The organism is Bacillota bacterium (assembly GCA_033549065.1).
Classification (GTDB): domain Bacteria; phylum Bacillota; class Dethiobacteria; order DTU022; family DTU022; genus JAWSUE01.
In genome coordinates this window covers 96941-121411 of sequence record JAWSUE010000005.1, presented here as the reverse complement: position 1 = coordinate 121411, position 24471 = coordinate 96941, and the positions used below count along the sequence as shown (strand labels likewise).

Annotated in this window: 24 protein-coding genes and 1 riboswitch; of the genes, 4 read left to right on the top strand and 20 right to left on the bottom strand. The window is 44.8% G+C overall.

Translation table 11 applies throughout. The features are described 5' to 3' along the window. Positions 1-2 precede the first annotated feature (2 nt). From cobT to SCJ97_04800, 12 genes are all read right to left on the bottom strand, one after another. A complete protein-coding gene (gene cobT / locus SCJ97_04855) occupies positions 3-1112 on the bottom strand; it encodes a nicotinate-nucleotide--dimethylbenzimidazole phosphoribosyltransferase (protein ID MDW7739372.1) in 1110 nt (369 codons plus the stop codon). A 36-nt stretch (positions 1113-1148) separates the two neighbouring features. Beyond that, positions 1149-2681, bottom strand: a complete 1533-nt coding sequence (locus tag SCJ97_04850) for a cobyric acid synthase (GenBank protein MDW7739371.1) — start codon at positions 2679-2681, stop codon at positions 1149-1151. Next, entirely contained in the window at positions 2660-3754 is a 1095-nt protein-coding gene (locus tag SCJ97_04845) for a threonine-phosphate decarboxylase (protein ID MDW7739370.1), read from the bottom strand. Before SCJ97_04845 ends, SCJ97_04850 begins: the two co-directional genes overlap by 22 nt. Continuing rightward, positions 3738-4553, bottom strand: coding sequence for an adenosylcobinamide-GDP ribazoletransferase (cobS, locus tag SCJ97_04840; GenBank protein MDW7739369.1), 816 nt, complete (start codon positions 4551-4553; stop codon positions 3738-3740). Before cobS ends, SCJ97_04845 begins: the two co-directional genes overlap by 17 nt. Then, entirely contained in the window at positions 4550-5533 is a 984-nt protein-coding gene (gene cbiB, locus SCJ97_04835) for an adenosylcobinamide-phosphate synthase CbiB (protein ID MDW7739368.1), read from the bottom strand. Before cbiB ends, cobS begins: the two co-directional genes overlap by 4 nt. 7 nt (positions 5534-5540) lie before the next feature. After that, positions 5541-6137: a bifunctional adenosylcobinamide kinase/adenosylcobinamide-phosphate guanylyltransferase gene (cobU, locus tag SCJ97_04830; GenBank protein ID MDW7739367.1), complete on the bottom strand. Its 597-nt coding sequence runs from the start codon at positions 6135-6137 to the stop codon at positions 5541-5543. Continuing rightward, positions 6130-7407 (bottom strand): ABC transporter ATP-binding protein, encoded by a 1278-nt coding sequence (locus SCJ97_04825; protein ID MDW7739366.1) that lies wholly within the window; start codon positions 7405-7407, stop codon positions 6130-6132. The genes cobU and SCJ97_04825 overlap by 8 nt, the downstream gene beginning before the upstream one ends. A 4-nt stretch (positions 7408-7411) precedes the next feature. Further along, entirely contained in the window at positions 7412-8437 is a 1026-nt protein-coding gene (locus SCJ97_04820) for an iron chelate uptake ABC transporter family permease subunit (protein ID MDW7739365.1), read from the bottom strand. 86 nt (positions 8438-8523) lie between these two features. After that, positions 8524-9492 (bottom strand): cobalamin-binding protein, encoded by a 969-nt coding sequence (locus SCJ97_04815; GenBank protein ID MDW7739364.1) that lies wholly within the window; start codon positions 9490-9492, stop codon positions 8524-8526. A gap of 128 nt (positions 9493-9620) precedes the next feature. Then, positions 9621-9798: riboswitch (cobalamin riboswitch) on the bottom strand. A gap of 69 nt (positions 9799-9867) precedes the next feature. Continuing rightward, complete coding sequence (gene rarD / locus SCJ97_04810; GenBank protein MDW7739363.1) at positions 9868-10785, bottom strand: EamA family transporter RarD; 918 nt, start codon at positions 10783-10785, stop codon at positions 9868-9870. Between the two features lie 101 nt (positions 10786-10886). Then, entirely contained in the window at positions 10887-11093 is a 207-nt protein-coding gene (locus SCJ97_04805; protein ID MDW7739362.1) for a DUF134 domain-containing protein, read from the bottom strand. Between the two features lie 159 nt (positions 11094-11252). Beyond that, entirely contained in the window at positions 11253-11417 is a 165-nt protein-coding gene (locus SCJ97_04800) for a hypothetical protein (GenBank protein MDW7739361.1), read from the bottom strand. A gap of 139 nt (positions 11418-11556) precedes the next feature. Here SCJ97_04800 and SCJ97_04795 point away from each other — a divergent pair, with 139 nt between their 5' ends. Next, positions 11557-12000 carry a hypothetical protein gene (locus SCJ97_04795; protein ID MDW7739360.1) on the top strand — a complete coding sequence of 148 codons (444 nt, stop codon included), beginning with the start codon at positions 11557-11559 and terminating at the stop codon, positions 11998-12000. Between the two features lie 5 nt (positions 12001-12005). Here SCJ97_04795 and SCJ97_04790 read toward each other — a convergent pair whose 3' ends face one another. The 5 genes from SCJ97_04790 to SCJ97_04770 are packed head-to-tail and all read right to left on the bottom strand — an operon-like array spanning position 12006 to position 18085. Further along, positions 12006-12518, bottom strand: a complete 513-nt coding sequence (locus SCJ97_04790; protein ID MDW7739359.1) for a type 1 glutamine amidotransferase domain-containing protein — start codon at positions 12516-12518, stop codon at positions 12006-12008. A 56-nt stretch (positions 12519-12574) separates the two neighbouring features. Further along, complete coding sequence (locus tag SCJ97_04785; protein MDW7739358.1) at positions 12575-13504, bottom strand: CPBP family intramembrane glutamic endopeptidase; 930 nt, start codon at positions 13502-13504, stop codon at positions 12575-12577. Positions 13505-13555: 51 nt separating this feature from the next. Beyond that, positions 13556-14812: an imidazolonepropionase gene (gene hutI / locus SCJ97_04780; protein MDW7739357.1), complete on the bottom strand. Its 1257-nt coding sequence runs from the start codon at positions 14810-14812 to the stop codon at positions 13556-13558. Positions 14813-14846: 34 nt separating this feature from the next. Next, complete coding sequence (locus tag SCJ97_04775) at positions 14847-16874, bottom strand: urocanate hydratase (GenBank protein MDW7739356.1); 2028 nt, start codon at positions 16872-16874, stop codon at positions 14847-14849. Positions 16875-16924: 50 nt separating this feature from the next. Continuing rightward, positions 16925-18085 carry a glycoside hydrolase family 3 protein gene (locus SCJ97_04770; protein ID MDW7739355.1) on the bottom strand — a complete coding sequence of 387 codons (1161 nt, stop codon included), beginning with the start codon at positions 18083-18085 and terminating at the stop codon, positions 16925-16927. A 108-nt stretch (positions 18086-18193) separates the two neighbouring features. Here SCJ97_04770 and SCJ97_04765 point away from each other — a divergent pair, with 108 nt between their 5' ends. Then, positions 18194-19264 (top strand): DUF933 domain-containing protein, encoded by a 1071-nt coding sequence (locus tag SCJ97_04765; protein MDW7739354.1) that lies wholly within the window; start codon positions 18194-18196, stop codon positions 19262-19264. A 76-nt stretch (positions 19265-19340) separates the two neighbouring features. Here SCJ97_04765 and SCJ97_04760 read toward each other — a convergent pair whose 3' ends face one another. After that, entirely contained in the window at positions 19341-20009 is a 669-nt protein-coding gene (locus SCJ97_04760; GenBank protein ID MDW7739353.1) for a hypothetical protein, read from the bottom strand. 346 nt (positions 20010-20355) lie between these two features. Between SCJ97_04760 and SCJ97_04755 the strand changes: the two genes are divergently transcribed. After that, on the top strand, positions 20356-22071 hold the full coding sequence (locus SCJ97_04755; protein MDW7739352.1) for an AMP-binding protein: 1716 nt from the start codon (positions 20356-20358) through the stop codon (positions 22069-22071). A 26-nt stretch (positions 22072-22097) separates the two neighbouring features. Next, complete coding sequence (locus tag SCJ97_04750) at positions 22098-22622, top strand: peptidylprolyl isomerase (GenBank protein MDW7739351.1); 525 nt, start codon at positions 22098-22100, stop codon at positions 22620-22622. A 19-nt stretch (positions 22623-22641) separates the two neighbouring features. Here SCJ97_04750 and SCJ97_04745 read toward each other — a convergent pair whose 3' ends face one another. Together SCJ97_04745 and SCJ97_04740 are read right to left on the bottom strand one after the other, a co-directional pair. Further along, complete coding sequence (locus tag SCJ97_04745) at positions 22642-23517, bottom strand: homocysteine S-methyltransferase family protein (GenBank protein ID MDW7739350.1); 876 nt, start codon at positions 23515-23517, stop codon at positions 22642-22644. 94 nt (positions 23518-23611) lie between these two features. Continuing rightward, positions 23612-24469, bottom strand: a complete 858-nt coding sequence (locus tag SCJ97_04740; GenBank protein MDW7739349.1) for a polysaccharide deacetylase family protein — start codon at positions 24467-24469, stop codon at positions 23612-23614. Positions 24470-24471: the final 2 nt, after the last annotated feature.

The window sequence follows — 24471 nt, the reverse complement described above, 5'->3', positions numbered from 1 at the left end:
TCTTAGTTTGCTCCCTTCAGATCTGAACCGATATTCTCGTCTTCTTTATTGCTGACCTTTGCATCCTCAAATGTAGACATCTCAAGAGTAATCCGGGCGGCTGCTTCAAGCAGATGCATGGCCAGTACTGCTCCCGTTCCTTCACCAAGGCGCATGCCCATATTAATGTAAGGTTTCAAATTAAGATAATCCATAAGTAGAGCATGACCTGATTCAGCCGAAAGATGGGACGGCACCAGGTAGTGCCATACCAGCGGAGAGATTTTTACTGCCGTTAAAGCAGCATTACTTGAAATGAAACCATCTATGACCACTGGAATTCGATTTCTTGCTGCCCCTAAAATCAGGCCGGCCAAAGCGGCAATTTCGAGTCCTCCCACTTTGCTGAGTACCTCTATTGGATCGGCTGGATCCGGCTTATGATACTCAAGGGCTTCTGCAACAACTTTCTGTTTATGCAGTAATTTCTGATCATCCAACCCCGTTCCGCGACCGACAACCAGGGAAATATCATAGCCGGTCAGTGCAGCCATGACTGCGCTGCTGGCAGTGGTATTACCTATACCCATTTCTCCGGTAGCCAGTATCATTACACCTTCTTCTGCTGCCTCCTCTGCACATTTTACTCCAGCCAGTAAAGCTTGCAGTGTTTCTTTGCGGCTCATTGCCTTTTTTCTACGGAAATTATCTGTTCCCGCTTTTATCCTCACCCGTTTTACTTCAGGCAGTACATTATCAACTTTTACACCAACATCAACTACCTGAACCTCAACATCTCCCTGGCGGCCCAAAACATTTATGGCTGCTCCACCGGCAGTAAAATTGGCTACCATCTGAGCTGTAACTTCAGAAGGGTAGGCGCTTATTCCTTCTTCGGTAATCCCGTGATCGGCTGCCATTACCACTACCCGTTTACGTGTTGCGCAGGGGAAAAAATCACCATGTATTCCAGCAAGCTGAACGGCAAGGTCTTCCATCCGCCCCAGGCTGCCCTGCGGTTTTGTCAGGATGTCCATCCGTGCCCTTGTCTTTTCTGTGGCAGTCTCATCAAGTATTGTTATGGTCTTAACAGTCTCCATTAATTTATGCTCAAGAATTTTTATTTCTTCCATTTGCATCAATCTCCTTTCACGATCATTGAAGTTTTGTTAGTTAATTAAACCAATTATTTTGTAAATCTCATTCATATCAATATTAGCCCGGACCAGATCTGCAAGTTTGTTGTACTCTATTTCCTTGAATTCTCTGAAATTTTTATAGGGCGATTGGCTTTTTTTACTTATCCCCTTGAGCGCTTTTAGCCGATTCAACAATTTTTCTGTCCATGAAAGATTATCAAAAATTCCATGAATATATGTACCGAAAACCTGGCCATTCACTCCGACAGCACCATCCCACCTGTTTTCCGGTTGCACTAAAATAATATTATCTGTATCAAAATAAGTAGTCTGACCCATGTGAATTTCGTATCCGGTTATCTTTTCCCCTTTCATTCCGGTGAAAAACCGATCATCACTGTAACCCCAATAGGCTTCTACCTGTTGCGTTAATTTTTCTTTCTCTATTTTTGTTTCAAAATCAAGAAAGCCAAAACCGCTTATTTCAGCTAATGAACTTTCCATGCCTCGGGGATCTGATAATTTCATTCCCAGCATTTGAAATCCACCGCATATTCCCATCAGAAAACCACCATTTTGAACATAATCATGAATAGGCTTTGTCCAGCCGGTTTCCCTCAGAAATAAAAGATCTTCTATAGTGTTTTTGGATCCCGGTATTATTAAAAGATCCGGATTGTCAATCTCCTCCGGCTTGTGGATATATGCCAGATTCACATCTTCAAAAATTTCAAGCGGGTTAAAATCAGTAAAGTTAGAAATACGCGGTAAAAGTACTACCTGAATATTTAAGACTTTTTCCATACGATTATTTTTAAACCTATCCGTTACACTATCCTCATCATCCAAAACAATATTAAAATAAGGGATTACACCCAATACCGGCAGGTTAATCAGTGCTTCAAGCTGCTTCAATCCGGGTTTAAGCACTTCCGGATCTCCCCTGAACTTATTAATAACCACTCCCTTCAGCAAGCTTCTTTCATCATCATCTAAAAGAGCAGCCGTACCGAAAAGCGAAGCAAACACACCACCGCGATCGATATCCCCGACCAATAAAACCGGGGCTCCGATTCTTTTCGCCAGCCCCATGTTAACAAAGTCATTATCTTTCAGATTTATCTCGGCCGGACTGCCTGCACCTTCAATTACGATAACATCAAATTGATTGGAGAGTCTATTGTAGGCGTCGTCAATTACCGGCAGTAATTTATTCTTCCACTCCTGATAATCCATCGCAGTTATATTGCCTACCGGTTTACCCATCACTATAACCTGTGAGCCCTGATCAGAGGTTGGCTTCAACAATAGTGGATTCATTTCAACCAACGGCGCGATTCCGGCTGCTTCGGCCTGCATTACCTGGGCTCTACCCATCTCACCCCCATCTGCGGTAACATAAGAATTCAATGCCATATTCTGAGATTTAAAGGGTGCTACACTATAACCATCCTGTTTGAATATGCGGCATAATGCAGTACATAAAACACTTTTCCCCACTGAAGAAGCGGTACCCTGAACCATAATCTTATTATTTGTTTTTAAACTTCTTTTTGAACCCATCTGGTCAACTCCCGGACTAACTCTTTATTTTCAATCCTTTTTTTGATGGCTATTCTGAAAAACCGGTGATCCAGACCTTTAAAGTTATCAGCTCTTCTGATCAGAATACCTTTGCCGGCAAGGTAGGATTGCAGCTCAATCACATTAAAGCCGTCGCTAACTCCTTTAATTAAGAGGTAATTGGCCGCACCCTTATATATCTCAAAACATTTCAATCCCGTTAGCTGATGAACAAGGTAGCTTCGTTCAGTATTGATCAATTCGAGAGTTTTATTAAGATAATCATGACATTTAATACAGTAGAGTCCGGCTTTCTGAGCAATGGTATTAACCCGCCAGGGGTCGCTGTAACGGGTTATCCGGTTTATTTCTTCAGCGGGGCCAATCATACACCCCAGGCGCAGGCCCGGCAAACCCCAAAGCTTTGTTAAAGAAACCACCACCCACAAGTTATCCGAGGGGAAATTACACAGGCTATCACTATTTGTTCCAGTCAGAAGCATAAAACTTTCATCCAGCATAACTGAAGCACCGGCTTTTTCGGCATGATCAATTAATTCAAGCAAATCAGAACGGGGGAAAATAGTGCCGGTTGGATTGTTTGGGTTGCAGACTACAATCAGGTCCTGTTCAGCCGGTTTTACCGGGAGCTTTTCCAGGTATATTTTCTCTTCCGGAAAGATTGAATAATAGATTACCTCAGATCCGGATAAATTTGCTGCTCTTTCATATTCCGAGAAAGATGGCGCGGGGACAAATACCCTTCCCGGTTTGTTGTGGAGGATGATGAAGTGTATTAATTCATTCGCCCCGTTGCCCACCACGAGTCTTTGAGCTGAGACTTCAAAAAATCGCGCCAATTCCTCACGGAGTATCCGGGCCTGGGGAGTAGGATAGGAGATCATTTCAGGCATGACATTGCGCAGATGTTTAAGTAAACCGGGGGGCGGACCGAGTGGGTTGATATTGCTGCTGAAATCGATGAATTTACCTCCCGGTGGATTCCATTTTTCCAAAGCCTCCGCTAAATCTCCACCGTGCCCACCTGTTTCCTCATTAAATAATAGCAGCAACTATATTCACCACCCAACTTGAACCATCTGCAGCAAGAGAACTATTCAGCAGTATATAAAAGAAAATTATAAAGAACAGTTCCCCTATCTCATTTGCCGCACCGAGGATATCTCCGGTTAAGCCGCCAAGTCGCCGGGAGGCATACCACGCGAGTAGATGAGCTGAAGCGAGAGCAGCTGCAAATCCGGCCAGGACGGATACTGCATAGGAAGCGTTAAACCAGAGAATAGCAACTAGTAAGACCAGGGCACCCAGAGAAGCCTTCAACAAGATCGGCACGGTAAGCCCCCTTAAAAATAGATCGCCTAATCCCTTGTTCCTTGCAGGCTGATACCAGGTACCACTGTAAACAATCGCCCACCTTCCAGCCATAGGCATAAATAACACTGCGAGCAAAAAAGCCTGAAGCTGTAAATTGGCCAGTAAGGATATTTTTAACAGGCAGATTAAAAATACAGAAACAGCGCCCATTACACCGACAGCACTATCTTCCATCGCTTTCAAAGCTTTCTCTTTGCTGGTAGTTCCGATCAAACCATCGGCTGTATCGGCCATCCCGTCAAAATGAATTCCCCTGGTCAGAAAGAAACTGAAAACGGGATAGAGTACTGCAACAAAGGCTGCTGGAAGAACATTCAATGATACCCGGGAAATAAAACCGATAATCAGGCCAATTGTTGCACCAGCCAGTGGAAAAGCAGAAGCAGATGATGAAAGGTCATCACTTCCTTCCTTAAACAAAACGAAAGGCAGAGGTAAAACGGTTAAAAAGCTCAATGCTCGCAGGTAATTTTTCAAAAATAAACTCCCTCCATATATCTCAGCCACCAGGCCAGGCTTGCTAATAATAGAAAAGCAATTAGGGTTGTTCGAAAATATAATGAAAGACCTTTACCCAGATCATCCTTACGGGGCATATCTCCCGTTTCATTGATCACAGGCCGTTCTTTTACCCTGCCCTTGTAGCTATCAACCCCACCAAGTCTGACATTGAGAATTCCGGCAGCTGCAGCTTCAGGCCAGGCGCTGTTTGGGCTTTCATGTTTGCCGTGATCTTGCTGCAAAACCTTTAATCCCCTGGTAAATCTTCCCTGTCCAGCCCCGGCCAGTAATATTAATAGCGCTGTAAGTCTCGCCGGTATAAAATTCAGCAGATCATCCAACCTGGCAGGGAATCTTCCGAGATAATAATAATGCCCGCTTTTATGACCTAACATTGAATCAAGCGTACTCACAGTTTTGAATAAAACTGCCCCGGCCGGTCCGCCCAATGCTATATAGAATAATGGGGAAACAAATCCATCTGCACTATTTTCAAACAAGCTTTCCAATGCAGCTTTTGAAATACCGTTTTCATCAAGCATTTCAGTGTCCCTGCTGACCAGCATGGCCACCTGTGATCTGGCCCTTACGTGATTTTCCCCTTCAAGCTCCTCTTTAACCCTGACGACATGATTTCTGAGATCTCCACCGGCGATCACGGTGAAGATTAAGTAAGTTTCTACAACAAAACCGGCGATAGGATGCGTTTTATATGCAGCTGAAATGACCAACAACACCACTGATACCGAAGCGCCTGCTGTAACAGCGGTAATCAAAAATCCAGCGAAGATCAAATTTCCGGGCGATACGAACAATCTGATTGCAATACTTTCAAGTCTGGTAATAACCCGGCCCAAAAGGCGAACAGGATGTGGAAGCCCGGGGGGATCACCGAATAACCAATCACAAATACCGGCTAGTATCAATGCTGTTAAAAATAAACCGAGGCGGTCCATTTAATTTCTACTTGATCTGCTGCGGAATACCGCAGATAACCAACCAAACCTGATCGGCAATAGCTGCTATTGCCTGGTTGGCCCAGCCTGAGAGATCGCGGAATACACGCCCAACCGGATAATTCGGTACGACACCCATCCCTACCTCATTTGTAACAATAACGACATCTGCAGGACAGTTCTTTGCTATTTCTGCAAAATTTTTAATATAGCTCAGCACTCGTTGAGCAGAATCTTTCAGTAACTTTTCATCAGCAAAAATATCTTCTCCCTGCATTACCGCTCCATGGCTGTTCAGGTCTTCTAAAAGACGATTGCTCAAAAGCATAGTCAGGCAGTCGATCAGTATAAAGGTTCCCTCCTTACCCTCTTCAGTCAAAACACGATCCGGTTTAAACGCTTCTTCAACTGTCTTCATATCTGCAGGCCTTCTCATCCGGTGCCGGGCCACCCGTTCGCGCATCTCATCATCTTCGATCCGGGATGTTGCAAGATATATCGTCTTTTTCCCACTATTAGCGGCCAGCCCTTCGGCAAAGGTGCTTTTCCCACTGCGAACGCCGCCTGTAATCAATATCAACTGACCCTTCCGGAATTCATTCATATTTTAAATATCCTCCTGTTGATAAAACCGATGACAGTTCGTTTATATCGGCCAGAGGTATCGCCCCTTCATCAATAAATCGCTTGACCATCTCTGCAGCTCTTCCATCACTATAATCCCTTTTTGCTACTCCGGCGGGGTCAATAAGAAATAACTGCTTTCCTTCTTTTAAGACCGTCTCTACTTCTTCAAAAATCGGCAGGTTCCCTTCACCAAAGGGAATTGGCGGTATAACTACCACACTGGCTTCCCTTAAAAGTTTAAGATGCTCCTCCTTATGAGAGCTATTCATGCTGGTAAAGGGGGGGAATATTATTACCGGCAAACTATGAAAATGGGCAAACCGGCAGCTGCTGTCCTGGGTCGAAACCGGGCCAATTGTTATCCGAAATCCTTCCTGGTTTAGCAATTCCAAAACCGGTAGGGCTTCCTCCCCACCACCGATTACATGCACTTTAAACCCTGAGTTTTGCTGCTTTTCAGAATCTTTACTTCTGATTACACTGACCTGTAAAACACCGTGAAGAGGGTGGCGGTACGTAGATGCCGGGACCCCGTAAGACATTTGAATGTTTTCAGCAGTGATAACTTCTTCAGCTCTGCCGGCAGCAAGAACACGCCCACCGGCAAGCAGGATAAAACGGTTAAAGTGGTGTACCGCAAGATTTATGTCATGAATGGCAGCAATAACTGTAACTTCCTGTTCACGATTTAGCCGCGAAGCAAGTTCAAGCAGCATTGACTGATAGCCAATATCCAGGTTGGCTGTCGGCTCATCCAGCAAAAGTATTTCAGGCTGTTGGGCAATTGCCCTGGCCATAATTACCCTCTGCTTTTCTCCACCGCTCAGCGCAGCGATCGACCGTTCTGCAAGATGTGAAACACCGGTCATTTCCATGGAACGTCGCACGATCTCAATATCTTTTTGCTCTTCTTTCTGAAATCGACGCAAATAAGGAAAACGACCCATCATTACAATTTCTTCAACGGTAAAATCAAAATCCGCAGCTGTTTCCTGGGGAACTACTGCCATCAACCGGGCAGCTTCCCTGGTCCGAAAACTCTGCAGCTCCCGCCCGTCAAGAAGTATAGAGCCGGAATTTGGAAGCAGTATTCTGCTGATACAGCGCAGTAGTGTTGATTTTCCCGCACCATTTGCCCCTAATAACGCCACCAGGTCGCCCTTTGCAACTGTAAATTCAGTACCGTCCAGAACCGGATGAGTATCATAGGTTAGTTTTAATCCTTGTACATCAATATTTATACCCAAGCTGCTAACCTCCACCACCAAAATACTTTAATTTTTTTCGTTTTTTCAGCAGGTATATAAACATGGGCGCACCAATGAGGGCGGTAATTATCCCAACCGGTAACTCTGTCGGAGCAATAATCACCCGGGCCAGTGTATCTGTAGCAATTAGTAAAATCCCTCCGAGCAGTGCCGAGGCAGGGATGAGGAAACGATGATCCGGGCCTGCAACCAACCTTATGAAATGAGGAACCACAAGGCCGACAAAGCCAATTATCCCGCTGGTTGAAACCGCTGCAGCAACAAGAAATGAAGCTCCTGCCAGAAGAATCTTTTTAACCTTTTCCGTATCTACTCCCAGGTGACTGGCAGTTTCTTCACCCAGGAGCATGGCATTGAGTTCTCTTGAAAAAAGAGATACGCAGCAGTAACCGATCAAAGCATAAGGCACCATCACCTTAACCTGCAGCCAGGTTGCCCCGCTCAGGCCACCCATTAACCAGAATATTACCTGGTGGAGCTTTTCTCCGGCAAAATAAGTGAGAAGTGAAACAAGAGCTGAAAGAAATGAGCTGATAGCTATCCCGGCCAGCAACAGGGTCATTACCGGGACAGCACGGCCAACTCTGGCCATACTATAAACGAGCAAAATCGTTAAAGTACCCCCGAAAAAGGCGAATAGGGGTACAGCACCAAAACCTCCGACGGAGAGGGAAAATCCGCTGAGCATGGCAAAAACGGCTCCAAGGGCAGCCCCGGAAGATATACCGATAACATATGGATCTGCCATAGGGTTTCGGAATAACCCCTGGAAAACTGCTCCCGAAACAGCCAGCGAACTTCCAACAGCAGCTGCCAGTAAAACACGGGGTATGCGAATCTGCAGCAGAATATCTCTGTATACCGGGGCTATTTCCAGTGCCCTGTCAGAAGAATAGAAAGGGAGTGCATCAAAGAGCATAACCAGTATATTTCGCCATCCTATCGAAACCGCCCCAAGCATCGTACCCAGGACAATCGTTAAAAATAGCAGCATAACCAGCCCAGTCATGAATAACGGCCTGGTTATGCCTCCCGATTTTATTTTTTCAGTAAAAATACTTTTATGTAACAGCTGTTATTACCTCACTTTAATGTTTAGAACAGTTCCGGGTAAAAAAGTCTCGCTGCTTCTTCAATCGCTTCAACAATCCTCGGGCCCGGTCGGGCAAAAATATCATCTGAAGCTGCTTGAATCCGGCTGTTCTGAATTGCCGGTATACTCTCCCATCCAGGCCTGCCGGCCATAGAATCAAGAACCAAATCCGCAGTCCCATGATAATCGGGGTATAAAATAATATCCGGCTGTCTTTCAGCAACAACTTCAGCGCTGACCTGGGGATAATTTTCATTGATGTCACCGAAAATGTTTATTCCACCGGCCAGGGTAATTATCTCGTTGATAAAAGCTCCCTGTCCCGCCGTCATAACGGGGTCTGAATATACTTCATAGTATACCTTAATCTTTTCATCCTGGTCCACTTCAGCGACAACTGATCCTACAGCATTAATTCTGTCCTGCATGGATGATACCAGGCTTTCTCCGGCTTCAGGCACATCAGCAACGATGGCGACCAGCTGGATACTGACAAACAAATCAGCCACTGTAGAAGATTCAATTACCATTACCGGAATCCCCAGTTCTTCAAGACGGGGAACTTCCTCTTCATGAATGGTCGAAGCAAGGATCAGGTCCGGCTCCAATTCAATTATTTTCTCAATATTGGGGGTTGAAAATCCGCCAACGATATCTTTTTCCAGAGCCTCGGCAGGATAGTTACAGTATTCTGTAACACCGACCACCCTATCACCCAAACCAAGGGCAAAAACTATTTCCGTATTACTCGGGGAAAGTGAGATAATCCTCTGGGGAATTTCTTCAATCACTACCTCGCGGCCCATCTGATCGGTGATAACAATCGGCATTTCTGGCAGGGGAGGACTTGTAACCTTATCTGAATCCGGTTGAAGATCAGTTTCAACCCCGTTATCAGTGCCGCTGCATCCGGCCATTAACAGCATAAAACCAAACAACAAAACAATAAAAATAAACAGGCCTTTTTTCAAGTTTTCACAGCTCCTTTTAAAATTTTAAGCTCCAGCATTCATCAGGGAAAGCTGGAGCTTTTTATATAAACAAAAAACCACGGTAAGGAAAACGTGGTTTTTACCCCGCCTTACCCTTTCGCCCGAAGGGGTTAAGCGCGCTATCAGGCAGGTCTCCTGGCTCGTGTTCACTGCATCCCCCGCCTTCCCGGTATACTAAACCAGTGGCATTTCGGAGATGCTTCCCACTTACAGTGGCGGGACCGCGCCGGATTTTCACCGGCTTCCCTTATTAAGTCTTACAACACCTGACAGGCCTCTATTTAATTGTCGGTATTTATTATACCATTACCATTTTTGCTTGTCTAATGCATTTGAAAATATTTCTGCCGATATTTAAACTTTTACTTTTAACAACTCCGGTTCTTTCAACACTCCAACATTGGCCAGGGTAAATATTGCCAGCGCAACCCAGATAAATCCAAAACTTATTATATGAGGCACTGTAAAATCTTCTTTAAAGATAAATATACCCAGCAGCAGAGTAATCGAGGGAGCAATATACTGTAAAAATCCCATCATTGAGAAAGTTGTCAACTCTATTCCGCGTGCAAAAAATAAAAGAGGGGTTGCGGTAATGATTCCTGTCCCGGCCAATATAAACTTTAGAGCTGCCGGTGAACTGCTCATCGCTCCGGAAGCGGTTGATTCCAGGCTAAAGATATAAATTAAGGCCACCGGCAACACTATAAGGGTTTCAAGAACCAAACCTGTTACAGGGTTCAGTTTGATAATCTTTTTAATGAGTCCGTAAAGAGCAAATGTTACTGCCAGGAAAAGAGCTATCCAGGGGATTCTTCCGTATTGAAAGGTTATGATCAAAACTCCAATTGAAGCAAGAATTATTGACACTACCTGCCAGCGCATCATTTTCTCCTTTAATATTATAACTGAAAAAAGAACCACAACCAGGGGGTTCATGTAATATCCCATACTGGTTTCAATCACATGATCGGCATTTATCGCATAGATATAGGTTAACCAGTTAACGCTTATAATTAACCCACACAGAAATATCATTAATAACTTTTTTCTGACAACCATCACTTTAAGTGTTTCTTTTAAACCGCCAGTCAGAAGAACAACCAGGAGCATAAAAACAAAAGACCAGACAATCCTGTGGGCTAAAATCTCAACAGCCGGAACTTCCTGCATCAATTTCCAGTACAAGGGAAGAAAGCCCCACATGAGGTACGCAATAATCCCGTAGAAAATCCCTGCGGAATTCTCATCTTTTGCTTTAAAATAATTCATCAAAAATCTGCTCCCAAAAAATAAGCTATACAAGGATTATAGCTTATTTTTAATTTACCAGTCTGGCAATAACCACTTCACTGCGAAAAGTGATCTGCAAGTTAACTATCTATTGCATTCCGGGCAATCTTCATCCTCTCCGCACATTCGCTTTGTCCCAGTTTTTCAATATCTTTCAGTTTAAGAGCTTCCAATTCATCTACTGTAAGGACAATCTCTCCCAGGGCAGATTTTGGTATGCCGGCCGGTTTAAAGAAAGTAACGTGCGGCTTCGCGCTTACAAATCTCGGCTTATAGGGGCGCGGCATGTCAGCTCTCCTTTAAGTGTAGGATAATACCGGTAATTCATAGTAACAAATAGTTCAGCGAAAGGCAATCTTAATTGAGCAGTGATGCAAAATTAACCCATGTCTCTACAACCTTACTGCTTGTAGACCCGCCTGAATATTCTACAACAGAAACTCCATTTACAATCGCTTCAATGCTGAAACCGAAGATTTTCCGACTCCGCCCTTCCCGCTCATCACTGCAATAGTTTTTCCGATACTGCTCATTTCCGGCTGCGAAAGCTTCTCAATAGCACCACCCTCTTTAACAAATCGAATATCCTCAGTCCCTTTTTTACCTTCCATAACTTTGCCTCCATTCTATGCGTTAGTGTAGACTATGATAGTTTTGGGTATATATCAATAATTATTTTTGTTTTTTCATTTGTACAGATATATTTTTAAAATCGGGGTAAAATAACAAGTAGATTGGAAGGTGATTAAAGTGAAGCTGAAGCACCTGTTCGGACCTGTTCCATCACGCCGCCTGGGTATTTCTCTGGGCGTCGATCTAATTCCTTATAAAACCTGTACCCTGAACTGTGTTTACTGCGAATGCGGTGAAACAACAGATTTAACAATTACCAGAAAGGAATATATACCGGTGGATAGCGTAATCGCAGAGCTTGAAGATTATCTGAAGAATAATCCTCGCCTTGATTACATCGCCTTTGCCGGTTCTGGTGACAAAGCTTACACCAATCAAATTCTCCGGATTCTTTCCAGAAGACCATGTACAGTGGAAGATCTGCAGGCAATAATGGACCTTCATCCTGCTGAGTTATTAAAATATGTAAATCATTTGTTGGCTACAGGCCGGATCGAAATGGTAACAAAAAACCGGGGTGTTTTTCTTAAAATGAAAAACCACCCCGGTGGATATGCTTGATAGCCTTACAAAGCTTTGATCACTTCCCGGCAGAAAGCAGGAAGATCCCTGGGCATCCGCGAGGTAATGATATTTCCGTCTCTGACCACTTCCTGATCAAGATACTGGGCCCCGGCATTCACCAGATCATCTTTGATTGAATAAAAAGAAGTTACCTTCTTACCATTCGCAGCTCCAATCGAAGCCAGCATCCAGGGTCCGTGGCAGATGGCTGCAATCACTTTCCCCAGGTTGTAAGCTTCCTTCAGAAACCGGATCAGATCATCAGAACGACGCATATGATCGGGTGAATATCCACCCGGGATAATTACTGCATCATATTCCTGCGCTTTTGCTTCAGCAGCTGAAATATCGGCCAGGGCAGGGTAACCGTACTTACTTTTATATTCCTTTGCTTCCGGAGCAATAACCGTCACTTCTGCTCCGGCCTCAATAAAACGATAATAGGGGTACCAAAATTCCGGATCTTCATACAGCTGTTCCAGGAAAATGGCAATTCTCTTATCATGCAGACTCATTATTATCCCTCCTTTAAATTATTGTGGATTACCATTTAAGTTTCAACCAATAATTATTAGAATCCATTAAATTCAAACCAGCTAAACCCGAGAGCAAATTCAATTAAAGCCATTACCAGGTATAAGATCAAGCTTATTGCCAGCGGCCATTTAAACCAGCCACGGGGCAGCCATCCGCTTCTATAGGCGAATAGCGGTTCTGAATGGGTACGTTTATTCAAGATCCTCATGCCCCAGAAAACTCCCCCCAGGGCCAGGATAAACAAGGGCATCAAAACCAGGAAACTTCCCGGATCTGTTTCAGCCGTGGCTTCAACGTTACCCGCTGCATACAGGTATGTGGCCGCATAAAAATTATTCAACATATGATAGAGAATTCCTCCCCACAGGGAACCGGTTTTAATTACTATCACCGCCATAACCAAACCCAGGATAAAAGTGCTTAACAGGTTGGTGAAAGAGACGTGATAAAGGGCGAAGAGAAATGAACTGAAGACAACTGCCTGGAGCTTTCCACGATCTTCCATCGCCGGCATAATAGTTCCCCTGAATAAAAACTCCTCGCAAATCCCTGCAGAAAAAGAAAGAACTGCAATATATGTCAGGTATTCTGCTAAACTTTTTGGCGGCTCAATAACCGTGATCGGCTGGTAACCCAGTTCCATCAATCCGGTTACGAGCGCTGCAGCAAGCCCCATATTTAATATCCAGAACGATGCGGAGAGAATGATAATCGGCGGGATAAAAACCAGCTTTAACCCTCGCAACCTGGCAAATTCTGCTTTATCAACCCGGTACCGTGACCAGTACCAGAGAGCAGGAGGCAAAATCAATCCCCACTGGGTTGCAATCATACCCAGTTCAAAATGGATGCTTTGGAATATTGAACCCAGGACAAGCAATAGAAGAAACACGAAAAGATAAAGACGCATTGCCGAATCAAGACCGGGCTTTAACTGCAGTCTGTCGTCAATAACTTCATTCATCCGGACTATCACCCCTGTAATATATTTGGTTTACAAATTTCTATCAGATTGTTATAAGCAAATCCGGCCATTTTTGATTACCCTGTCAACCAGGTTCGTCCCGTAGCGATAGGCCAGATAATCATAATTGGGAGCATCAAAGATTACCAGGTCAGCTTTTTTACCCTTTTCCAGGCTGCCTATTTCAGCAGCACGACCGAGGGCGTGAGCAGCATTAATGGTAACTGCATTGATTACTTCCGGGGGAGTCATCCGCAGGTAAAGACAGGCCAGGTTAATAATTAACTGTAAATTATTATTCGGGGAACTCCCTGGGTTAAAATCAGTTGCCAGGGCAACGGGAACTCCGGCATCAATCAATTTTCGGGCCGGGGCATAATGCTCTTCTTTTAGATAAAATGTGGTTCCCGGAAGTAAAACAGCAATTACTCCCGCTTCAGCCATCCTGATGATCCCCCTGTCGGAAATAACCAGCAGGTGATCGGCAGAAACCGCCCCGAGCTCTGCAGCTAATTCTGCACCTCCCAGGGGAACTATCTCATCAGCATGTATTTTTAATTCAAGCCCCATATCACGGGCTGCGCTCAAGACCCGTTTTGACTGTTCGACAGAGAAGACTCCTTCTTCACAGAAAACATCACAATAGCGTGCCAGTTCATTCTTAACAACCAGGGGTAGCATCTCTTCAATGACCAGATCCAGGTAGCGGTCAGGCGCCTCCCTATATTCTTTTGGAACAGCATGGGCGCCCAGAAAGGTCGGCACAAGATCGACCGGTTGGCTGGCATCAACTTCACGTACTGCCTGCAGGGTTTTTAATTCAGCCTCCGTGGAGAGCCCATAACCGCTTTTTGCCTCGGCAGTGGTTGTTCCCTGTTCCAACATTTGATGACAGTACTTGATGCCTCTTGCAACAAGCTCATCCATTGAAGCAGCCCGGGTTGCTTCAACACTGTTTAAAATTCCGCCTCCTCCAGCCAGAATTTCAAGGTAAGGAATGCCCTGCAGTTTCATGGATAGTTCATATTCTCGTGAACCTCCGAAAACTACATGGGTGTGTGGATCGATTAAACCCGGTAGAACTATTTTCCCCCGGGCATCCACAACTTCTGTTTCAGCAGAAACCTCAACCCGGGCTCTTACCTGATCCGTCGTCCCCACGGCAATAATCAGATCATTCATAACTGCAATGGAACCATCCTCAATTATATTTAGTACTCCCTGCTTTGAACCGGCAAGAGGTTTGGCTGAAGCACCGGAGGATGTTACAAGCTGGGCTGCATTTTCCACAAGTAATGATACCTTCATCTCTTTCACCGCCCTGCATTTTGCTCAATTTCAGTTATGATTTAAAAGTCTTTTTGACCAGGTTGCTGATCATAGATTCATCGGTAAGATAAGGCAGGGTTATCTGATCGGTTCCCCTGTTATCCAGGTTATAATCGATCGCTGTGGTTATGGAATGTTCATTTCTTGCCCAGGCACGGCGGGCTACGCCACCCATAACATCCCAGGGCATAGCTGTGGAAAGGATCTTGTCTACTCGTTCACTGCCATCGAGAACCATCCCGAAACCACCATTGATTGCTTTACCTATACCGACCCCGCCACCATTATGCAGGGCAACCAGGCTCATCCCTCTTGCCGCATTTCCGGCAAAACAGTGAACTGCCATCTCGGCCATGACGTTGCTGCCATCTTTAATATTGGCAGTCTCCCGGAATGGAGAGTCGGTACCGCTAACATCGTGATGATCCCGGCCCAGCATGATCGGCCCAACCTCTCCATTACGGACCATCTCGTTAAATCTCAAGGCTATTCTTGTCCGGCCGGAAGCATCCTGATAAAGTATCCGAGCCTGGGTTCCCACTACAAGGTGGTTCTTTTCCGCATCCCTGATCCAAACATAATTATCTCTGTCCTGACCGCACCGTTTTGGGTCTATGCATTCCGAAGCGACTCGATCAGTTTTTCTCAAGTCTTCCTTTTTACCACTCAGGCAAACCCAACGAAAGGGTCCATAGCCGTAATCAAAAAGCTGTGGGCCCATTATATCTTCCACGTAGGATGGGAATATAAAACCATCTTTTTCGTCCAAACCGTTTTTTGAGACTTCTTTTACGCCAGCATCAAAAACTGCCTTTAAAAATGAGTTGCCGTAATCGAAGAAATAGGTACCCTTCCTGACCAGGGTTTGAATCAGTTCAAAATGTTTTCTTAAAGAAAGATCCACTCTTCTCTTAAGTTCCGCCCTGTTCTGACGCAGAAGGTCTGTTCTTTCATCAAAACATAAGCCCTGAGGGCAATAACCTCCATCGTATGGGGCATGGCATGAAGTCTGATCCGATAAGAGATCAATTTTAATTTCATACTTTACGGCATAAGCAAGCAGGTCCACAATATTACCATGATATGCAATTGATAAAGGTTTCCGGGATTTTTGGGCCTCTGAAGCCAAGCTGAATGCTTCCTCAATATCACCGGTAACCACACCTACCCAACCCTGCTCATGCCTTGTATTAATCCTGGATAGATCAACTTCGGCTATTATACCTACTCCACCGGCTATCTCAACTGCTTTTGGCTGGGCTCCGCTCATGCCTCCCAGGCCGGAAGAGACAAATAGAAATCCCTTCAGATCTTCATCTTCACTGATACCAAGTTTGATCCTTCCCGCATTTAGAATGGTATTGAATGTCCCATGAACGATTCCCTGGGGTCCAATATACATCCAACCACCGGCAGTCATCTGACCATAATTGGCCACTCCCATCTGCTCGGCAACATTCCAATCTTCCGGGTTATCATACATCCCCACCATGAGAGCGTTGGTAATTATTACTTTGGGCGCATCGGGTTTAGAGCGGAAAAGACCCAGGGGGTGACCTGATTCAACAACCAGGGTTTGGTTTTCAGTCATAACCTCCAGGTACTTTTTGATCAGGCGGTACTGCATCCAGTTCTGACAAACCCGCCCGGTTTCACCATAGGTAACCAACTCGTATGGATAGAGCGCAACATCGAAATCAAGGTTATTATCGATCATTACCTGAACAGCTTTACCTTCAAGACAGTTTCCTGAATATTGTTCAACAGGCTTACCTTTAATATCTCCGGGCGGGCGGTACCGATAACCGTAAATCCGTCCCCTGGTGGTTAACTCTTCAAGGAATTCAGGTGCAAGTTTATCATGAAATTCCGGCGGTATGTATCGTAAAGCATTTTTTAAAGCGATTTCAGCCTGGTTTCTGCTCAGAGTAAAATTCCTGGCCGGAGCGCGCCTGATTCCTGCTTTGAATCGGGGCATATGATAAAATTCCTTATCAAGTTTAAGCTCCATAGCCTTGTCAATTTTGTTATTGAGAAACATCTACCCTCATTCCTTTCACTCTTCAAATTTTCCTGGGAAAATTAATTATATTATGGGGTATATGCAGTCAGCAGGTTGAAATCATCCTGAAGCTTTAGTATCCTGTATAGTGACCTATTCAAACGATCTTCAGTGATCAAACCCTGGTTGTATGCATTTTCAATTATAATTACCGCCTCTTCCTGCATCTCCCTGTCCTGGCCGATGAGCAGCAGGTCTACACCGGCCATGAATGTTCCGAGTATGATTTCTTCCCAACTGTAGTTATCCGTGAGCGCCGCCATTTCAAGATCGTCAGAAATGATTACTCCTTCATATCCGAAGTCATTTCGTAATAACCCAATCAACTCTGCAGACATGGTAGCCGGTTTGTCATCAACACCGGACACTACAATATGAGCGGTCATAATAACCGGTATACCTGCCTCAATTCCTTTTTGAAAGGGAATCAGCTCAAAGGACAGTAATTCTTCCAGATTCTTATTCAACACCGGTAATTCCAGGTGCGAATCCTCAACAGTCGAGCCGTGCCCCGGGAAATGCTTGCCGACAGAAATTATACCGCCATCATTTAAACCCCGAAAAAAAGAAATCCCGTGGCTTGTTACCAGGGCTGGATCGCTGCTGAAAGACCTGTTGCCAATCACCAGGTTTCGACTGTCTGTTTTGATATCCAGAACGGGAGCCAGGTTCATGTTAACCCCATAACCGGCAAGCCTTTCTGCCATCTCCAGCCCGATTGAGTATACTTCCTCTACACTCATATTCCCCATTTCCGAAGCTGAAGGAAAATCCATTTCGGGGATTCGGGATACCGAACCACCCTCTTCATCTATACAGATCAAAAGTGACCGGCCCGAAGGTACAAGATCCTGCAGTTCATTGGTAAAATCAACAAGCCATTCGTCTTTTATAATATTCCGCTCATAAATAATGACTCCGCCAAAAGGAAAGCTGCGCCATCGATCTTCCAGGTTCGGAGTAACCATATCTTCCTCCAGTCCAACTATCACTAACGCGGCAGCCTTTTGACGAAGGGACATGGATTCAATAAATTTTTCAATCAAATCCGGTTTATCATCTTCATCCTCTTCCACCTCAGCCGGTTTAAGGTGATCAGGTTCCGGCTGTTCGGTACAGCCCTGATGATAAAAGATAATAACCGGGAAAATTATCAGCAGTAATATCAGCCTTAAGATTGTTTTCAGCATGATTTTATCTTCTACTAATCGGCTAATTTATCCTTTTTGTTGTTTTCTTTATGGCGCTGTTATGTTAGAATAGGCAAGTTGGTCATATGAAAGTGGAGATGATTGTAAATGCAGATTGGTTTGGTAGGTATGCCCGGTGCGGGTAAAACGACTTTATTCAACCTTTTAACTAATAATAACCGGCCAACCGGAATGGGTATGGCTGATGAAGTTATTGTAGGCAGTGCTGTAGTTCCTGACCTGCGTATAGATTATTTAAGCGCTCTATACAAACCACGTAAAACGACATATGCCCGAATTGAGTTCAAAGATATCCCCGGGGTAAAGATGAAAGACAGTAAGGCGCGCGCCTCAAGATTGCTGGAGGAAGTGCGCAGCACCGATGCTCTCGTTCAGGTCCTCAAAGTTTTTAACGATAACGGCTGCTTGACCGATCCGTCCATTTCGTATAGTGATCTTATCAATTACCGAGCAGAATTGCTTTTGGCTGATATTGATGCTCTGGAAAAAAGAATCGACCGTCTTCTAAATAATCATAAGGCAGCTAAAGAGAGCATCCTGCAGGTTCCCATTTACAAAAAATTACTGGACGCCCTGGAAAATGAGCAGCCTGTCAGTAGTGTTAAATTGACCGATGTTGAAAAACAGATTCTAAACGGACAGGCTTTCTTAAGCGAAAAGCCTCTTTTCCTGGTGATCAACCTGGATGAAAGTCAGCTGCAAAAGTTAAATTATCCCGGCAAAGATAGAATAGAAACATTTACAGCCCAAACTGGAATACCGGCAATCAATGTCAGTGCCCGGGTCGAAATGGAAATAAACCAGCTTGATTCGGAAGATCGCCAAACGTTTATGGATGATCTAAACCTTGTTGAATCAGGGTTGGGTAAACTGTCCCGCCTTGCTTACAAACGCCTCGGCCTGATCTCATTCTTTACCGTTGGCGAAGATGAAGTAAGGGCATGGACCATTAAAGAGGGCACAACAGCAAGGGAAGCCGCCGGCAAAATCCACTCCGACATCGAGCGCGGTTTTATCAGGGCTGAAGTGTTCCACTATGACTACTTACAGCAGTTGGGCAGCACAGTTAAAGTCCGAGAAGCCGGCCATTTCCGCCTCGAAGGTAAAGACTATACTGTCTCCGACGGAGACATCATCAACTTCCGTTTCAACATCTAAAATAAGTTAAAACAAGTATCCCGAGTACTTTTATTAACTTATTGTTTATTAAGTTAATAACTTAGTACGCAGAGCACTAGGTATTGATGGTTAAGTTGCTGTTTCCCCTAATTCTTTTTATGCTATCTACATCCCTGAAATAGCGTCTGACTATTCTATCCTGAGTATTACGGGAGAAGGGGGAATCAGAGCGTCTGACTACATCGGACAAAACCAGTTTTGACCGTGAATATATACCGGTTTTCGGCCAAAGCCTGCAGAATCTCGGGTATTCCGTGGCAGCACTGGCATTGACCTTAAAGGCTCCAACCGATGCATTAAATCCGCTCCGGAGAAAAGCGGCGGAATGAGAATCACCATAACAGGATAGATTATATACAAGTCGCAGGCAGCCTGTACTGGAAATACGTGTAATCTCCCGGCCCAGATGATTTGATGAAATCCACTGGTCATAAAATCTGATCCGGCCAGGTTCACCATGAAGCTGGATGAAGAGATCCAGGGTGTTAACCCTTATATCTCTGAAAATCTGATCAAGCGAGGATAGGAATTTTGATCTGCTGGCATTTCGGTCCTTTAAGACATGTATAAAACGGTAATGTTTACCAAGAAAACGTCTGGCTATCCCTACACCGGCTGTCTCGGTAAATTGATATAACCACCGGAAGCGACGATCTCCATGTTCAGATAGGGAATTAACTATAAGTAAAACACGCTCACTCCTGGATACAGGATCATTGATCATTTTGATATCCTTTCTTCTTTACTCAACACCAATCAAAGAACGGTAGTAACGGCTGTTTGTTCTGCACAGATCGCACTTCAATCAAATCACTCTCCCCACATATTTTTTACATTAATGCCAACTATATATTCTCAATTTGGTGACCGATTCAAAAATCCCCCATAATTAAATTATAACCTTGTTTACTGTTACCTGCTAAAAATCAAATCCATAATACCAAATTTATAAAGTTAGACGTTATGTTAATTATTATTAACGGGTTGAATGGTTCAGCATTTTAAGCTACAATAAGCAGGTTAGTGTAAATACAATTTGTACTAGACATCGAAAAGAGAAGGGATGAAGGATGGAAAATATTAAAACTGAAATTACTGACAGCCTTCTACCAAGAATAAGCCATGTCGCACGTGGCCACAACGGGATAACATTTGTCGGTTCAGCTGCCGGAGGTGAAAAACCGGTAAACATCAGCTGGGCTGAACTGTATGAGGAAGCCCAGGCAATGGCCGCAGCGCTACAAAAACAAGGCATTGTAACGGGCGATCATGTCGCTATTCTCGGTTTAACCAATCGACCGTTGATTATTGCAATTCAGGCAATCTGGCTGGCGGGTGGTTGTGTTATTGTATTACCCATACCGATGCGAATGAGCTCGTTAAACGAATTTGTTAGTCAGACAAGGGCATCAGTTGCCTATTGTGACGCAAAAGCATTATTACTGGATCCTGCTCTCGGAGCAATGTATGAGCCACAAGCCGGTGATCCCCCTGTAATGCTGATCGACGATCTTTTGCAGGCTTCAACCGGTCTAAAACCGCTTGATTACAGTAAAGTTGAACCTGATCCGGATGCACTTGCAATACTGCAGTTTACCTCCGGATCAACTTCAGAACCAAAAGGAGTGATGCTCCCCCACCGGGCAATCTGTGCCAATGTCGATGCCATGGATAAAGTGGTTGACCTGGACCTGATAAATGATGTAATGGTTTCCTGGCTGCCCCTGTATCATGATATGGGTTTGATCGGCATCCTTACCACGGCAATGATCAAGGGTTGTTCACTTGTTCTTGCCGCACCCCAGGATTTTCTCTCCGGCCCTGCGGACTGGATGTGCTGGCTTAGCGACTACAGGGGAACAATCACTGCCGGCCCCAACTTTTCTTATATTTTAGCCACCCGGGCTTTGAGGCGATTGAGCGATAGTGGAGTTTTTCTGGACTTAAGCCATATCCGCCTTGCATTAAACGGAGCCGAACCGGTAGATCCCGACTCGGTTGAAAATTTTGTTGCAGCTGCTAAAAGACATGGGTTTCGTCCGGGAGCTGAGTTCTGCGCCTTCGGCATGGCAGAAGTGACCATTGCCGGCACCTTTCCCCCGGTTATGCGCGGCATGGTTTGCGACCCGGTAGACAGAAAAATGCTTGAAGATGAAAGAATCGCCAACCCCTCTGATCCAAATTTACCGACAACCCGACGGTTGCCTCTCCTCGGCTCTCCTGTTCCCGGACTTGAAATGAGAATCTGCGATCCGGATTCAGGTAAGATTTTGACAGAACGTGAAATCGGCGAACTACAAATAAAGGGTGCATCATTAACTTCCGGCTATTACAAACGACCGGATCTTACAGAAAAATTGCTGGCCGATGGATGGCTGCACACCGGTGATCTCGGCTATTTCGTTTCCGGACCCGGCGGAGGTCCCCCGGAATTGGTTATATGCGGACGTCTCAAAGATATTATCATCGTCGCCGGCCGCAATATTTATCCCGAAGATATCGAAAGGGCTGCCGGAGCAATTGAAGGAGTCAGGGCAGGTAATGTCATCGCTTTTGGCATTGACAGCAGCAAGGGGAAGGAATCTATAGTAGTTGTTGCCGAAATTAAGAATAACACAGATGAAATCAAAAAAAATATCCGTTACAGGGTTTTGAGTGTTTGCGGAGTTTCGCTAAAAGAAATTTGCCTTGTAAAAACCGGAACTCTGCCGAAAACAAGTTCAGGTAAACTTCAACGGTCTCTATGCCGTAAACAGTATAAAGAGGGAAAACTAACATTGGCTTAATAAACGATTCGGGAGGAAATTAAACGATGCCGGATAAAAAACCACTGGCAACTATTGAAATGGAAAACGGAAATCAGATCATGATTGAGCTTGATCCTGAGAATGCTCCGAATACGGTAAGAAATTTTATTCATCTTGCCCAAAGCAACTTTTTTGACGGGTTAACTTTTCACCGGGTTATTCCCGGATTTATGATCCAGGGAGGCTGCCCCAGGGGGAAAGGGACAGGGGGGCCGGGATATAACATCAAGGGCGAGTTTGCAGCCAATGGTTTTAACAACAGCCTTAAACATACTCGCGGAATGGTCTCAATGGCCCGCGCCCAGCATAACGATTCCGCCGGATGCCAGTTTTTCATTACCGTTGCTGATGCAGGACACCTTGACGGTCAGTATGCCACTTTCGGCCGCGTAATGGAGGGTATGGACACTGCAGATCAAATCGCAGCTGTCGATCGTGACAGCTTCGATAAACCGAATATTGAGCAAAAAATAAAATCAATAACCGTCGAAACTTACGGGGTTGCCTACCAGCCCCCCGAAAAGGTTTAATCCTACTGCATTAACTTTTCTACATTAACTTTTCTATAGACTTACTGAGAGCCCCGATATGGGCCGGGGTGGTTCCACAGCAACCACCAACCAGAGAAGCACCATTCAATACTGATTGCACAACTCCTGCGGCATAATAATCAGGACTCATGTCGAACATGGTCTTGCCATTGATCAATTTCGGTCTTCCGGCATTGGGTTGGACAATAATCGGCAGTTTTGTTGATTCTCTGTAGCGTTTGACAATTTCGGCCATCCCGGCCGGGTCGATATCACCACAATTGGCGCCAACTGCTGCAGCTCCGTACTGTTCTGCAGCTTTCGCCGCTTCGGTAACAGAACTGCCCATTATTGTTCTTCCCCCTTTGTCAATAGTTGAAAATGCCAGTGAGACAATAACCGGAAGGGAACTTACTTTTTTACAGGCTTTAAGAGCGCAAACTGCCTCTCTAAGATCACTCATTGTCTCAATAATCAGGCCGTCAACCTCCTCTTCATCAAAGATCTCAGCTTGTTCGGCATAATTTTTGATGAATTGTTCTTCTGTAAAATTTCCATAAGGCTCAAGTAGTTGGCCGGTTGGTCCCAAATCACCGAAAACAAGCTTATCCTTACCAACCGCTTCTCTTGCAATTTTAACTCCGGCCCGGTTTACCATTTGGACATCAATTAAACTATCATGCGCTTCTATACTGATTCTGTTCATCGTAAACGTATTGGTGATAATGATATCAGCTCCGGCAGTACTGTATTCACGATGGATCTCTCTGACCGAATCAGGGTGAGTTAAATTGCTGATTCCACCCATCTCACATCCCCGGACTGCCAGTTCAGTACCCATTCCGCCGTCGATAAGTAAAACTTTTTTACTCTTCAGCAGTTGCTCAAATTTCATTTTCCCACCCTACTTTTCCGGGATTATTTAATTGTTAAGCTGAATAAATTATACCAGATACCGGAGTGACACTTCTACCCTTCCTTACTGCTCATCACTTTTCCTGACCTGATCTTCGGGCCAACAGGTTTTCCAGGCTTTCTATCTCCAGTCCTTTTGCTCTTAAGCCGTCAATTACGGGCCCCAGCGCGTCCACAGTGGAACAGCGGTTTGCTCCTTCACCACCCAGCAGAGAACCGCTGTCATGAAACAAAATGATATCTCCGGCAGAAACTCTTTCAAGAATTCTACGTGTAACACCTGAAGCAGTAGACCTGGGATGCCAATCCTGTGATGATATGCTCCACAAGATCAACTCCTGCCCCAGCAATTTAGCGATACGGCGCATCCGCATATCATAAAGCCCCCGCGGCGGCCGGAGATACTGCGGGTATGTGCCTGTATTCTGAAGAAGAAGCAGGTTTGTCCGCATGATCTGGGCCGTCAGTTGAGGTGGTGATGTGTTGGGGACGGTAATATGTCCATATGTATGGTTGCCTATTTCATGCCCTTCCTCAACTACCTTCCGGGCAATCTCGGGATATTTTTCAATCTGGCTGCCAACCATAAAAAATGTTGCCCTTGCTTTCTTGGCAGAAAGGACTTTCAGAATTTCTTCTGTATAAAGTTTTCCCGGACCATCATCGAAGGTGAGGACAACTTTATTATCCGCATCGGAAAACCTACGGATAATGTCTGCCTGTGTGCCAAAACCATGGTATACGTAATAGTAAGCAACTCCCATCAGTATAAGCGATGATAATACCACAGTACCGGACCATAGTAATATCTCACTGATGATAAAGAAAGGGATTATTAATGCTATTAAACGGGTAATATAGTAACTGATAACGAGAGATCCTGATAGAAAAATGAGGACTATCAAACCCCGGACCATTAAATCAATGAACAAAA

Bases quoted from the DNA above. Each gene is read 5' to 3' on its own strand.
- cobT (MDW7739372.1), bottom strand. From the start codon at position 1,112: ATGGAAGAAATAAAAATTCTTGAGCATAAATTAATGGAGACTGTTAAG.
- SCJ97_04850 (MDW7739371.1), bottom strand. From the start codon at position 2,681: ATGGGTTCAAAAAGAAGTTTAAAAACAAATAATAAGATTATGGTTCAG.
- cbiB (MDW7739368.1), bottom strand. From the start codon at position 5,533: ATGGACCGCCTCGGTTTATTTTTAACAGCATTGATACTAGCCGGTATT.
- cobU (MDW7739367.1), bottom strand. From the start codon at position 6,137: ATGAATGAATTCCGGAAGGGTCAGTTGATATTGATTACAGGCGGCGTT.
- SCJ97_04820 (MDW7739365.1), bottom strand. From the start codon at position 8,437: ATGACTGGGCTGGTTATGCTGCTATTTTTAACGATTGTCCTGGGTACG.
- rarD (MDW7739363.1), bottom strand. From the start codon at position 10,785: ATGAATTATTTTAAAGCAAAAGATGAGAATTCCGCAGGGATTTTCTAC.
- SCJ97_04805 (MDW7739362.1), bottom strand. From the start codon at position 11,093: ATGCCGCGCCCCTATAAGCCGAGATTTGTAAGCGCGAAGCCGCACGTT.
- SCJ97_04800 (MDW7739361.1), bottom strand. From the start codon at position 11,417: ATGGAAGGTAAAAAAGGGACTGAGGATATTCGATTTGTTAAAGAGGGT.
- SCJ97_04790 (MDW7739359.1), bottom strand. From the start codon at position 12,518: ATGAGTCTGCATGATAAGAGAATTGCCATTTTCCTGGAACAGCTGTAT.
- SCJ97_04785 (MDW7739358.1), bottom strand. From the start codon at position 13,504: ATGAATGAAGTTATTGACGACAGACTGCAGTTAAAGCCCGGTCTTGAT.
- hutI (MDW7739357.1), bottom strand. From the start codon at position 14,812: ATGAAGGTATCATTACTTGTGGAAAATGCAGCCCAGCTTGTAACATCC.
- SCJ97_04775 (MDW7739356.1), bottom strand. From the start codon at position 16,874: ATGTTTCTCAATAACAAAATTGACAAGGCTATGGAGCTTAAACTTGAT.
- SCJ97_04770 (MDW7739355.1), bottom strand. From the start codon at position 18,085: ATGCTGAAAACAATCTTAAGGCTGATATTACTGCTGATAATTTTCCCG.
- SCJ97_04765 (MDW7739354.1), top strand. From the start codon at position 18,194: ATGCAGATTGGTTTGGTAGGTATGCCCGGTGCGGGTAAAACGACTTTA.
- SCJ97_04760 (MDW7739353.1), bottom strand. From the start codon at position 20,009: ATGATCAATGATCCTGTATCCAGGAGTGAGCGTGTTTTACTTATAGTT.
- SCJ97_04755 (MDW7739352.1), top strand. From the start codon at position 20,356: ATGGAAAATATTAAAACTGAAATTACTGACAGCCTTCTACCAAGAATA.
- SCJ97_04750 (MDW7739351.1), top strand. From the start codon at position 22,098: ATGCCGGATAAAAAACCACTGGCAACTATTGAAATGGAAAACGGAAAT.
- SCJ97_04745 (MDW7739350.1), bottom strand. From the start codon at position 23,517: ATGAAATTTGAGCAACTGCTGAAGAGTAAAAAAGTTTTACTTATCGAC.